The following is a 13,254-nucleotide window of genomic DNA, read 5'->3' as shown; positions in this document are numbered from 1 at the left end:
AATTTTGATTATAATGAAATATTGAAGGTAAACTTAAAAGCCATATTATCTTCTAATTTTGGCAGGTGATAACTGCCATAACGATATGCGAAACTCAGTCCAAAACCAAAAAATAATTTATTGATTTCTAAACCAGATTCTGAATATAATTTCTCAAGAGTATTAAAATCAAAGCCTTCATGTCTGCTTTTACTAGTCATTTCACCTAATGCATATCTCGATATTAAAACTAGTTGTGGTTTAAATCGTTCTGATATTTTAAAAGGCTTAAAAGCATGTTTTAATTGAAGTGTAGAAAATTTATCACTAAAAAACTCATTAAAATACATGGTTTCAAAACTGTTGATTCCGGCTACAGAGAAGCGTTGTAAAATGGTTTCTTTTGTAATATTATTTGGATAGGCATGGTACAAATGCGTTAGTGGAGTATCTCCGCCTGCAATTCCTGCAACTAATGTAATATTGGTTACAGCTTCATTTTTATGATTAAATTGGTGAATGGTTCTAAAATCGAGTTTTGAAAATGTAAAATCACTTCCAAAAACAGATTTAAAGCCTTGCGTAAGTTGTAAAGCAAACTTAGGGTAGCCGTCTTTGGTTTCTTTTATTTTATCATTTACTAACTCAAAATGGCTAAAAGGACTCCATTGCATACTAACTTTTGCGGTACTTAAATCATAAGAATGATAACTTTTTCCATCTAAAAGATAATTATAGTAATATGTTGGTGTTATTTTAGAAACTGCCAACTGTGTTTCTGAAAGTAGGTGATTGGTTACTTTATGTTGTAATGATACAGACTTGGTTATGTGTCTATAAAATAAGTTGATATTGATTAAACGTGGCTCAAAAAAGGTGAAAAAACGTTTATCTGTAAGAAATTTTGAGCTTCCAGATTCTTGTAAATCATCTGTGTAGGCAAGATTTACCCATGTGTTTGAAGCTTCATTTACTCTAAAACCTCCACCAATTTTATATTTAAATTTATCATCCCTAAAGCCATACACTAAATAACCATCTAAACGATAGCGTTCTGAAAATTCATCATTGGTAATGCCACCTAAACCTGTTCTAAAACCTTCGTACTGATTAAATTTTATAAGATATCTTAAGTCGAGATTAAAGTACTTAAAAGGGAGGTAACCATTACCAATGGTTTTTAAAAATTCTGTTTTTTTAATAGAATCTTGAGCGTGCTGGGTTGAGTCTTTTTCTGGTCTAGGAGGTTGTTGTTGCGCATAGCTATATGATACGAGCATCAAAAGAAAAACAACAAGCTGACGCTGTAACATTTATGATTAAAATTATGTTTGAAGAAAAATATCTCAAGGAAATTTGAGATGTATACTCTAGTGTAACAGTTAAACCGTCATTATTTCTTTTTCCTTAACCTCTAAAATAGCATCAATTTTCTTAACGTAAGTATCCGTTAATGTTTGCACATCGATCTCAGCGTTTTTTTGTAGATCTTCGGAAACATCAGAATTTTTTATGTCATTGTTTGCTTCTTTACGTGAACTTCTAATACCAATTTTAGCATCTTCGGCCTCTGTTTTAGCTTGTTTTGCTAAATCACGTCTTCTTTCTTCCGTTAAAGGTGGAACATTTATTATAATAGTATCACCATTATTCATTGGATTAAAACCAAGATTAGCAATCATTATACCGCGTTCTATTTCTTGAAGCATAGATTTTTCCCATGGCTGAACAGTAATAGTTCTACCATCTGGAGTATTTACATTTGCTACTTGGCCCAAAGGTGTTTGAGAACCATAATAATCTACCATTACGCTTCCTAACATTGCAGGACTAGCTTTACCTGCTCTAATATTAATTAATTGCTTTTCTAAATGCTTTATTGCAGCATCCATAGCTTCTTTTGCTGAATCTATTATAAATTTAATGTCTTCGTTCATAATGTTGAAATTTTAATTAGATTTTATCAAAATTTGAGTCAAAAATTATTGGTTGACTTTAGTACCGATGTTTTCACCAGTAACTACTTTTAATAAGTTGCCTTTTTTATTCATATCAAAAACAATAATTGGCAGATTATTTTCTTGACTTAGTGTAAACGCTGTTGTGTCCATAACTTTAAGTCCTTTCTTTAAAACGTCTTCAAAAGAAATACGATCAAACTTTACTGCCGTGCTATCTTTTTCTGGATCAGCCGTGTAAATACCATCAACACGTGTGCCTTTTAATATGACATCTGCTTCAATTTCAATGGCACGTAATACCGCAGCAGAGTCTGTAGTAAAATAAGGATTACCTGTACCACCTCCAAAAATAACAACACGTCCTTTATTTAAATGACTCATTGCTTTACGTCTAATAAATGGTTCAGCAACCTCATTGATTTTAATAGCAGTTTGCAAGCGGGTTTTTATACCAGCGTCTTCCAATGCATTTTGTAGCGCTAAACCGTTAATAACAGTCGCTAGCATTCCCATATGGTCACCTTGAACGCGATCCATACCATGCATAGCACCTGCTACTCCTCTAAAAATATTTCCACCACCAATAACAATAGCAACTTCAACACCTAATTCTGTGATTTCTTTAATATCCTTAGCATATTCAGAGAGTCTTTCTGGGTCTATACCATATTGACGATTTCCCATTAAAGCTTCGCCAGATAATTTTAGTAGAATTCTTTTATATTTCATTAGATAGTTTAAAAGTTGAGCAAAGCTACGTAATTATTAGCATCTGTAAAAGTGAAAAAAAAGCCAAAATTGATTTTCTTAAAAAATCTATTCCTTAATTTTTAGTTTTACGTCATTGTTGAGTTATATAAAACAGAAAACCACTATATCTTAGCGATATAGTGGTTTTTATAATCCCGAAACTTGGGACTGTTTGAATATATTTGATTAACCTACAGTAGCACGTTTAAAACCAGTAACTGCAACGTCACCATAAGTTTTAACGTATTCAGCAACAGTTTGCTTATCATCTTTAATAAACTTTTGATCTAATAAACATTGTTCTTGATCTAAAGTTGTGTTATCAGAAATAAAACGTTCCATTTTACCAGGTAAAATTCTATCCCAAATTTGCTCTGGTTTACCTTCAGCTTTTAATTCTGCTTTTGCAGCTTCTTCAGCTTCAGCAATAACTTCTGGAGTTAATTGAGCCATAGAGATGTAACTTGGTACATTCTTTAACGTTTTACCTAAACGTCCTAATTCAATATTATCTTTTTCAATAACTGCGATACGCGCTTCAGTTTCTGATGCAATAAACGCAGGATCAAAATCTTTATAAGATAATGAAGTTGCTCCCATTGAAGCTACTTGCATTGCAACGTCTTTTACTAAAGTTTCAACATTGTCAACTTTGGCAGATAAACCTACTAAAGCAGCAATTTTGTTAATATGAACGTATTGTCCAACGTATGGTGCATCTAATTTTTCAAAAGAAGTGATGTCTAATTTTTCACCAATTACTCCTGTTTGCTCAATTAATTTTTCAGCAACAGTCATACCTCCAAAATCAGCAGCTAAAAATGCTTCCTTTGTATCGTGGTTTAAAGCAATATCTGCTAATTCGTTAGCTAATGCTACGAAGTTTTCGTTTTTACCAACAAAATCAGTTTCACAACCTAAAACGATAGCAACACCAGAAGTGTTATCAGCATTTATTTTTGCGATTGCAGCACCTTCAGAAGAATCTCTGTCAGCTCTTTTTTCTGCAACTTTTTGTCCTTTTTTACGTAATACTTCAATGGCTTTATCAAAATCTCCACCAGCTTCAACTAAAGCTTTTTTACAATCCATCATACCAGCACCAGTTGCTTGTCTTAGCTTGTTTACTTCTGCTGCTGTAATTTTTACAGTATTTTCCATAGTTTTTAAAATTTAAAAAGTCATTTAATTAATTTTCAAAATGAAAAGAACCAAATGACTTTTAATATTGTATAAATGTTATTTATTCTTCTTCTTCAGATACAACAGCTTTTTCTGCTTTTTTAGCTGGCTTTGCTGTTTTTGTTTCTGCTTTATCTGCTTTTTCAGCTTTTCTTTCGTTTAAACCATCTGCGATAGCAGAAGTTACGATAGATAAAATTTTATCTACAGATTTAGACGCATCGTCATTTGCAGGAATTAAATAATCAACTTCACGTGGGTCAGAGTTAGTATCTACCATTGCAAAAATTGGAATATTTAATTTTTGAGCTTCTTTAATTGCAATATGCTCACGCATAATATCAACTACGAATAAAGCACCTGGTAAACGAGTCATGTCAGAAATAGAACCTAAATTCTTTTCTAATTTTGCACGTAAACGATCTACTTGTAAACGTTCTTTTTTAGATAAAGAGTTGAATGTACCATCTTTCTTCATTCTATCAATAGAAGCCATTTTCTTAACGGCTTTTCTGATTGTAACAAAGTTAGTTAACATTCCACCAGGCCAACGCTCAGTAATGTAAGGTTGGTTTACTGCACCAGCTTTTTCAGCTACGATGTCTTTAGCTTGTTTTTTAGTGGCAACGAATAAGATTTTCTTTCCTGATGCTGCTATTTTAGCTAAAGCTTCAGAAGTTTCTTCAATTTTTGCTGCTGTTTTGTAAAGGTTGATAATATGGATACCGTTACGTTCCATATAAATGTAAGGAGCCATGTTTGGGTTCCACTTACGTGTAAGGTGACCGAAGTGTACACCTGCTTCAAGTAATTCTTTTACTTCTACTTTTTCCATTTTGTAATAGTTTACGTTCTGTTAAATTAGCAATGTTCCATTTGGCTTTTGCCGTTGGCTTCATTTAGATGCTAAACTTTAAGTTCTGAAATTGTTTCAGAATCTTTTTAATAAAATAAAATAATTCAGAACTCGCATAAGCAAGTTCTGAACTATGTGTTGTTTGGATATTAACGTTTCGAGAATTGGAATTTCTTTCGAGCTTTTTTCTGTCCGAATTTCTTTCTTTCTACCATTCTTGGATCTCTAGTTAATAGACCTTCTGGCTTTAATACTAGTCTGTTTTCAGGATCTAGTTCGCACATAGCACGACTTAATCCTAAACGTATTGCTTCTGCCTGGCCGGTGATACCACCTCCATATACGTTAACAGTAATATCAAAGTTGCCATCATTGTTAGTCAAGGCTAAAGGTTGGTTTACTTTATACTGCAATGTTGCAGTAGTAAAATAATCCGCCATGTCTTTTTTGTTCACCGTGATTTTGCCACTTCCTTCGGCAAGGTACACACGAGCAACAGCCGTCTTTCTACGGCCAATTTTGTGAATTACTTCCATTTAGTTAATTTCGTTTAATTTCATTGTTTTAGGTTTTTGAGCTGCATGAGCATGCTCTGTACCAGTAACAACTGTTAAATTTCTAAAAAGAGCTGCTCCTAATTTGTTTTTAGGTAACATTCCTTTTACTGACTTCTCTACTAATCTACTTGGGTCTTTCCCAAATAATTCAGTAGCTGTCAAACTTCTTTGACCACCTGGATAACCTGTGTGACGGATGTAACTTTTTTCCGTCCATTTGTTACCAGTTAAGTTGATTTTTTCAGCATTAACAACAACTACGTTGTCACCGCAATCAACGTGTGGCGTAAAATTAGGCTTGTGCTTACCTCTTAAAAGTATTGCTACTCTCGAAGCTAAGCGACCTAAAGTTTGTCCTTCAGCATCAACTAAAACCCACTCCTTATTAACGGTAGCTTTGTTAGCTGAAACTGTTTTGTAGCTTAATGTATCCACACTAATTTGATTTATATTTACGCTTCACAGCGCAAAAAGATTAAACATTCCTCTTCTTAAAAAAGAGTTTGCAAATTTACGATAAACTCTGAGATAACCAAACCTAGATGCAGGTTTTTTTGTGCTGAGAATCAGTGGTATTAAGTTTCAGGATTTTTGTGTTAAGTTTTTTGAGTTAAAGTACTATTGTAATTTACGGCTAATTCTATAAATAAAAGTCCTTTCTGAGAATCTAGTTCGTTCAATCTCTATATGTAATTGAAGCTTATTTTTATCAGCGATATTTGTAATTTTTTGAATATCACAATCTTCGGATAAAATCATTAGAATAGTATGGTCAGATCTTTTTGATAATTGTGGTAATAAATTTTCAAAATATTCAAAATTTTCTCCACAGAACCATGCTTGTTCTTTTACATTTTTTGGGTCTTTAGGATAATAAGGTGGATTGATTATTACGTAGTCGAAGCTTTGGTTTTCAATTTGGTTGAATAAGTTAGAATTTATTATTTCTAGCTCTAAGTTATTTTTAATCTTGGCATCTTTTAGTGCTTTAAGCGCAATACTATTTATATCAGAAGCTGTGACTATGGCTTGCTTAGATGCTGCAAATAATGATACAATTCCAGATCCACAACCCAACTCTAAAAAGGTTTTACTTTTTAAGTCTATAGATGATATGTACTCTAATAGTATTTTTGTACTAAAGGTGTAATGAGGAGGAAAGACTTCTGGCATTACTATAACCTCAATGCCTTCATGCGCAAACAACCTTGGTTTTGCGAAGAATTTTTCCATTCCAAATTTAAGGAAAGGATGTATGGCTTTTTTTAGTAGTTTTCTTATCATTCTGAATAGAACCCTTCTATTTCGGGTTGTCTGTATTTCCAAATTTTATGTAAAGCTTTTATTTCATAAGGCATTTGATATATACCGTATTTATATCTGTAACCAGAGACTAGTTTTAAAATGTTCTTTTTATATCCTTTTATTTTGAAATCTGATACGGTAGGATAATAACCATTCATTACGGTTTCAAAATTTTGAATTTTATCTATCATGTAAGGTTTTAACCAAGGTGTTAAGGGATTTTTGCGTAAGTCAAATTTCTCCCAACTTGGTGCAATCCATTCTTCTAAAGTTTCAGGGAATGAAAAACCAGCATCAATAATTTGTTGATATAATTTTGAACCCTCTGTAGGGACAGGACTATATAAGTAGATAATAATTTCTGCGTTTGGATTAATAGATTTAATTTCTTTGATAAAATTAATATCCCATAGAATTTGTTCGTACACCTTTTTTTCGTCTATACCAGGAAGTCCTAATACAAAAGAAAGTTCAGGAATAATGTCTGCCTTTTTCATGCGTAAAACAAAATCCTTAATCATTTGACCACTTTGTGTGCCTCCTTTATTCATTTGTTTTAACACTTCATCATTACCAGTTTCTGCTCCTAAAAATATCATTTTACAACCTGCTTTTCGCATTAATTGTAGTTCTTCATCAGAATATTTATTTAGTGTATCTATGCGTCCTTCGCCCCACCATTGAATCTCATCATGTAGCACTAATTTAGAAAATTCTAATACGCGTTTTTTAGATGTGAAAAAATTATTGTCATGGAACTCTATAGCATCAATATTATAGTTCTCTTTAAAAAACTGAATATCCTTATATACAGTTGCTGCTGATTTTGCCTTCCATTTGGCATTATATATGGGTACAACAGCACAAAAGGAACAGGTGAAAGGACAACCCATGCTAGAGTGGTAGGCTAAGGTTTTTTGTCCCATAAACGTCTTAGCAAGGTAACGTTCTAAGGGGTAAATGGTATTGAAATATTGATAAGGATATGGTGGTAAGGTATCTTGATTAAGAAGAGCTTCTTTTACTGTTTGAATTATTTTACCATTCTCATCTCTAAAAATGAGATTGCGTATTAACATCAGTTTTTGGTCTGTTTTTCCTTCTAAAACATCTAATAGTTGAGGAAAAGTATTATCTCCTGGTCCATTGACAATATAATCTACATATCCAGAGTTCATGCAAACTTTATATTGATTTGAAGCAAAATATCCTCCCCAAATGGTGATGGTATTTGGAAATAATTCTTTTATTTTTTTTGTGTAAGGAATGGCTTGTTTTAATTGTGGACCAGGCATTACTGTAGAACAAAAATATTTAAATTCTCCAGTATGGAAGTAATTAGAAATAGTTTGCCATGGATCACTTTCCATATTACCATCTACAAAAACATAGTTGTATTTTCCTTGTATAGCAGCACCAACCTGAATAATGGAGTTAGGTATTCTGTGCTTAGAATTAGCGCTTTTTGGGTTAAATATTAAGATTTTATTTCCCATTATTGGATTGTTTTTGCAAAAATATTACCATGGATATTTTCTATGTTCATAGCTCTTATTTTCACGGACATTTCATCAGTAGTTATCCAGTTTTTAAGTTTTAATTGTGGCTTTTCATTAAGAATATAATTAAAAGAATAATTTCCTAAGGTATCTATTTTAGATAAGCATAACAATGTCTCTTCTATGAATCCTCCTGTAAATTCAAACTCAATTATAGGAATCTTATGGTTTAAGGTTCTTAAAATTTCATATTCATAACCTTCTGCATCAATTTTACAAAAATCTGGAATTCCATATTTTTCAATTTGAGAATCTAAAGTTACAACTTTAACCGTTTCTTTTTTATTCCAATAAATGTTTTCAGTGGTGAAGTAGGTTTTGAACTTGCTTGATAACGTTGCTATTTCAATATGATTTCCTAAGAATAAATCTAATTCACCATTTTTAGACCCAATAGCTTTTTTATTTACCTCAAAGTTGGTGTGCTTCAGTTTAATTTTTTGTAAACTTTCATAACATTTGGCTTGTGGTTCAAAAGCGATGACCTTGGCGCCTAATGATAAGTATAATTTGCTCTTAACTCCTAAGTTTGCTCCAATATCAAAACACAAAGCATTTTTTTTAATCAATTTTCGATAAAAAAATAAATTTTTGAAAGTGTTAATTAATTGTAGCATATAGATTTATTGTCTATTTGAGTTAGAGTATAAACCATAAAAGATAGATGGTTTTTTAGGAAAAAATAGTTTTACAGCGTTTTTTAATAAATTGTAAGAATTTAGTTTTATATCATTTTTTTTAAACCAAATCTTATCATTAAAATCCAAAAATCCTTTTGAAGGACTATAAAATAAAGGAATATTATAGCGTTTTTTAAATTCTGAATTTTTTAATTCAAATTGCTGCTTAATTAATGAGGAGTTCTTGTAAAATGCTAACCCAGTAAAAATAATTTTACCATTAGGACTTAACATTTTTATTGCATCATTTAATATAGCTTCATGATTTTGAAAAAACGCCCAATTTCTATTAAAAATAATGAGGTCAAATTTTTTCTCAATTCTATATAATTGGTCAGCATGCATTTGTAATAATGTGAATTCAGTGTCGTAATAAACGTTTGTTTTTAAGCCGTCAAATTCATCATTAAAAAAATTAATCCCAGTTAATTTATGTCCTTTTTTTGAAAGGTAATTACACAACCAGCCATTCCAAGACCCAACATCTAATATCTCTAACTGTTGTTTGTTTTGTATTATTGAATCTATAATTTTTGCGTCTTTTTGCCTTTCTATCCATTCTGTCGTATGTATTGAAAAAGGAAGGTTTTTATACAAATTTTTATCAGTAATTATTAAATTATTTGATTTTCTATAATCTTGAAAAGCATTTAAGAAATAATTTAATTTTGATTTTTCATCCTCAGATATTATGGAATAAAAGCCATCGGAATAGTAGCTTTTTAATTCATTTAATGAACAATATTCGTCTTTATTTGGGTGTAGTATTTTCATTTAATTAGTTTAAATTTATAAAAACATAAAAAACTACATTGGTTTATAAATACACTTATAATTGCTCCCATTATGCCCATTTTTTGTATCAATAAAAATGTGAGAACCAAGTTTAAAAGCGCATTTATAAAATTGATTTTTAAAATAGAGCTTTCTTTCTTATTCCTGTAATACATCATTATATCTACAATAAAGAAATAAGTAGGTATGGAAGCTAAACCTCCAAAAACATAAAAACTTATAGGTAAGTTTAGGATTGCTATTTTTTCTAAAATAAACCATAGAACTGCAGTACATAGAGTTACAAGTGGAAATGAGGTAAAGGCTAAAATCTTTTTAATTTTAGCAATTGATTTTTCAGGAAGTCTATACAAATGTTTAGTAAATGGTAAAATAATTAAGTATGATAATGACTGAATTAATAAGAAAGCAGTAATTGCAATTTGGTACTCTGAAATTTGAGCTTTTGGCATGGTAAAGTTCACAATATATAAGTCAGCTTTTGAGGCAACCCAACCACTCAATCCAAGCATAAAAAACCAAAATGGAGCTATGAATTCTTGGAGCGAAACTTTAAGGTGAAAATGTGCTTTCCACAATTTCATAGCAATAATTAACCATAAAAGTTTGAATAAAAATGCAGCACAATACAGTTTTAAAAACGTTTCTAAGCTAAAGTTGTTAAAATAAAAAATACTACTAAAAATAAGCCCGAAAGCAATTAACTCTGCGGCAAACTGTGCTCCAAATTTTTGGTGGAATATTACTAAACTTTCTAACGCATTATACGAATGCATTAGTAGTACTAGCACAATGCACCAAATAGCAATTGTTATTGGAAAGAATAACAAAAGAATCAATGCTAAAGGGAGTAAAAGGCTTCTGCTAAAAAAATTAGAATAAAATGCTTGATAGATTTGAGAAGGTTGCTTGCTGTATTTTCTAATTAAATAATCTTTATTTCCCCAACCGATAATAAAAACGATTAAGAAAACGGATAAGAGTGCATTAATCATGGTTCCCCAATCTTCTTTTCCAAAAAATTTAATTCCAAATAGTGTAATTAAGAAATTGAACATTGGGCCAGAAAATCCTCGCAATGTATTAATTCCTATGAGTAGTAATCTATTCATTATATAGTTTTAAATAGGATTGAATACCGGAGTCATATTTGTTTAGAGATACACGTTGTTTGTTTGGTGTTTTCGGGTCATTAAGTATGTTCTTTAAAGTTTCTAACATTTCTTTTTCGAAATCGCAAATTCTCCATGTTTCTATAGATTGTGCAATACCAACATCAAATGAAACAATTTGCATACCCGAATATAAGGCTTCTAAAAATACATATCCAAAGGATTCATATTTGCTAGTATGCAACAGTACTTTAGCTTGCGACATTTTTTTTAGAACGGCTTGTCTTGGTAGTTGCCCAATAAGAGTAATATTATTCTTTAGTTTTAAGAATTCAATTTGTTTCTCTAAAAGAACTCGCAACGATCCTTCTCCAATGATTTCAGCCTTGAGATTAGGATTTGTTTTAACTAAGTTGGCTATAATAGTCATGAAGACCGAATAATTTTTGACTTTATTTAACGAGCCAACACTTAAAATGTCAATAGTACTTTCTTGTAATTCAGGGAATGTTGTTGAGTCTAAATCCCACGGAATTATTACAGAATCTAATTTGTAATTTTTAAGTAAGGTTGCTCTATGGTTTTTAGAAAGAGTTACAATTTTTGTGTTACTATTTTTTAATGGCTTTACATAACTGTTATTAAGATTCGCATCTTGTCCCATTACTGTTGTGATGTGCTTAATATTATGCTTTTTAGAAAATCGAGAACCAATTAAAGAGCATTCACCAACCCAAAAACTATGTACTGTAGTTATTGGGTTTTTCAAGTGAATTTTGTTAAGCACTTGTAACGCCTTTTTCCAGGTCCATAGCTTTTTTAAATACTCGTTTTTGCCATTTAAAGGAATAACATCTATACCATGCCATTTATAAGGTTTGTTGGAAAAAGGAAATTGAAATGTTATTAAGGTCAATTGGGTATTTGGCAGTATTAGTTTCAAGCTTTTCAGGTAAACCTGTAAGGCAGGAATAGTTGTGCTGTCTGTTTCAGATTTAGCAAAACCTGGAGTCAAAAAAACGATATGTGAGGTTTTAGTTTCCACTATTTTGAGCTAAGATTTTACGTTTTATTTCATAAAGTTTCCAGCCCTCAAGACCTTCTTCTAGTATTTTTAATTTGTAATTATGTTTAATGTTTTCCCAATTAAGCATTGGATTTTTACCCTTCCATTGGCTTTTAAATTTTTCAGGATTAAATAAAACCAGATCATTAGTGTTAAACTTATCATATTGTTCAATCCACATATTTTTATAATCAAAATCTAAGTCTCTGCCTTTTAGCGCAACATCTATATCAAAACTGTAAAGTGTTTTGTTTTGGTAAGGTTTCATTAACGTTGCGATACTTTTTTCGAATTTATTTCTTTCATAAAAAGGGCGAAAAAGGTAAAGGCATAAAAATATCTGAGTTAATATTAGTAATAAAAATGCGCTATTTATTACCGTTTTGTGTGCCGAAAATTTGTCGATTATATATTGAAAGGTAGGAAATAATAAAACCAAAGCTAAACCAAAGTTTAAAACTAAAAAACGAGAGTTTTGAAAAGGTATTCCTGCCAAAAACAAGCTGTATAACAAATAGGAAATGACTAAAGGTTTGTTTGGTTTGAATTTTAGATTTTTAAAAATAATGGCAAGTATTAAACCAATACCTAGTACAAGAAATTTAGGATGGAATAAGTTATAAAAGGCATAAATAATATTTGGTAATTTATTGTGAGAGATGCCATCAACAGTATTGAATTCTGATTTAAAAAAATTCAATGGAGACCATTTCTGAAGCCAGTCGTGATTTAAAAAACCAGAAACATTCTCACTTCTAATGTAAAAATGCGGAACAGTTAGAAGACCTACAATTATTAAAATAGGAATGAGGTGTATAAGCTGACGTTTAGTTTTTAATAATTTTAGAAGAATAAAAACGCCAAAGGGCAAGAGGACTACAAAACTGGCATAACGCGTCATTATTGCAGATATAGCAAATACAGCTGCAAAGTATAAATTTTTAGAACTATTGTATTTATTAAATTTTAATGCATGGTATATACTAAGAATTATAAAACATGCAGATAATAAATCTGACATTACAACAATACCTAAAATAATTACAGAAGGGGAAAAAATAAAAAACAGAACAATAAAGTGTAGAGTGTAATTGGTATTAGTATAGAGTAGTTTTATAGTCTTGTAGAGGTATATAGAACTAATTATTAAAGCACCAAGACTTATAAAGTTTAAAGTAAATAATATATTGCCAAATATATAATTTGCTAAAGCGCCAAATAAAGGGTAGTACAAGGGCCAAAAATAATCTCCTGCAGATTCACCTCCGTTAAAGGCATTAAATAATGCTTTTGAATATCTTAAATATTCGTAGGAATCTTGCCCATATAGCCCATCAAAACCTAAAGCTCTAATACATATAAATATAAGAACAGGTACTAATGTTAGTACCAGATATGATGTGGGTGAGATGTTGTTCTTGTTGAGATTCAATTATTTAGGGCTGTTGGAAA

General features: G+C 31.0%; 14 protein-coding genes. All 14 read right to left on the bottom strand.

All coding sequences use genetic code 11. The features are described 5' to 3' along the window. Nucleotides 1-8: 8 nt before the first annotated feature. The 14 genes from DFQ10_RS08695 to DFQ10_RS08630 all read right to left on the bottom strand — a co-directional run bounded on the left by DFQ10_RS08695 (nt 9) and on the right by DFQ10_RS08630 (nt 13,234). A complete protein-coding gene (locus DFQ10_RS08695) occupies nt 9-1,292 on the bottom strand; it encodes a DUF5686 family protein (RefSeq protein WP_220352446.1) in 1,284 nt (427 codons plus the stop codon). A gap of 69 nt (nt 1,293-1,361) precedes the next feature. Beyond that, nucleotides 1,362-1,916, bottom strand: coding sequence for a ribosome recycling factor (gene frr, locus DFQ10_RS08690; protein ID WP_115817026.1), 555 nt, complete (start codon nt 1,914-1,916; stop codon nt 1,362-1,364). Between the two features lie 45 nt (nt 1,917-1,961). After that, nucleotides 1,962-2,669, bottom strand: coding sequence for a UMP kinase (pyrH, locus tag DFQ10_RS08685; RefSeq protein ID WP_115817025.1), 708 nt, complete (start codon nt 2,667-2,669; stop codon nt 1,962-1,964). 207 nt (nt 2,670-2,876) lie between these two features. Continuing rightward, nucleotides 2,877-3,851: a translation elongation factor Ts gene (gene tsf / locus DFQ10_RS08680; RefSeq protein WP_115817024.1), complete on the bottom strand. Its 975-nt coding sequence runs from the start codon at nt 3,849-3,851 to the stop codon at nt 2,877-2,879. Nucleotides 3,852-3,933: 82 nt separating this feature from the next. Further along, nucleotides 3,934-4,707, bottom strand: coding sequence for a 30S ribosomal protein S2 (gene rpsB / locus DFQ10_RS08675; RefSeq protein WP_115817023.1), 774 nt, complete (start codon nt 4,705-4,707; stop codon nt 3,934-3,936). Nucleotides 4,708-4,877: 170 nt separating this feature from the next. Continuing rightward, complete coding sequence (gene rpsI, locus DFQ10_RS08670) at nt 4,878-5,264, bottom strand: 30S ribosomal protein S9 (protein ID WP_115817022.1); 387 nt, start codon at nt 5,262-5,264, stop codon at nt 4,878-4,880. Then, complete coding sequence (rplM, locus tag DFQ10_RS08665) at nt 5,265-5,720, bottom strand: 50S ribosomal protein L13 (RefSeq protein ID WP_115817021.1); 456 nt, start codon at nt 5,718-5,720, stop codon at nt 5,265-5,267. A gap of 183 nt (nt 5,721-5,903) precedes the next feature. Continuing rightward, nucleotides 5,904-6,569, bottom strand: coding sequence for a methyltransferase (locus tag DFQ10_RS08660; protein ID WP_115817020.1), 666 nt, complete (start codon nt 6,567-6,569; stop codon nt 5,904-5,906). Further along, on the bottom strand, nt 6,566-8,086 hold the full coding sequence (locus tag DFQ10_RS08655; protein ID WP_115817019.1) for a B12-binding domain-containing radical SAM protein: 1,521 nt from the start codon (nt 8,084-8,086) through the stop codon (nt 6,566-6,568). The genes DFQ10_RS08660 and DFQ10_RS08655 overlap by 4 nt, the downstream gene beginning before the upstream one ends. Then, complete coding sequence (locus DFQ10_RS08650) at nt 8,086-8,718, bottom strand: FkbM family methyltransferase (protein ID WP_181897611.1); 633 nt, start codon at nt 8,716-8,718, stop codon at nt 8,086-8,088. The genes DFQ10_RS08655 and DFQ10_RS08650 overlap by 1 nt, the downstream gene beginning before the upstream one ends. Before the next feature lie 54 nt (nt 8,719-8,772). Beyond that, complete coding sequence (locus DFQ10_RS08645) at nt 8,773-9,603, bottom strand: methyltransferase domain-containing protein (RefSeq protein ID WP_115817017.1); 831 nt, start codon at nt 9,601-9,603, stop codon at nt 8,773-8,775. Continuing rightward, nucleotides 9,600-10,736 (bottom strand): polysaccharide biosynthesis protein, encoded by a 1,137-nt coding sequence (locus tag DFQ10_RS08640; protein ID WP_115817016.1) that lies wholly within the window; start codon nt 10,734-10,736, stop codon nt 9,600-9,602. Before DFQ10_RS08640 ends, DFQ10_RS08645 begins: the two co-directional genes overlap by 4 nt. Then, the gene (locus DFQ10_RS08635; RefSeq protein WP_115817015.1) at nt 10,729-11,781 is read right to left on the bottom strand and encodes a glycosyltransferase; all 1,053 of its coding nucleotides are present in this window, start codon (nt 11,779-11,781) and stop codon (nt 10,729-10,731) included. Before DFQ10_RS08635 ends, DFQ10_RS08640 begins: the two co-directional genes overlap by 8 nt. Further along, the gene (locus DFQ10_RS08630) at nt 11,771-13,234 is read right to left on the bottom strand and encodes a glycosyltransferase family 39 protein (protein ID WP_115817014.1); all 1,464 of its coding nucleotides are present in this window, start codon (nt 13,232-13,234) and stop codon (nt 11,771-11,773) included. Before DFQ10_RS08630 ends, DFQ10_RS08635 begins: the two co-directional genes overlap by 11 nt. Nucleotides 13,235-13,254 lie beyond the last annotated feature (20 nt).

The organism is Winogradskyella eximia, assembly GCF_003386165.1.
In the GTDB taxonomy this organism is placed as follows: domain Bacteria; phylum Bacteroidota; class Bacteroidia; order Flavobacteriales; family Flavobacteriaceae; genus Winogradskyella; species Winogradskyella eximia.
This window is presented reverse-complemented; position numbering and strand designations above follow the sequence as displayed.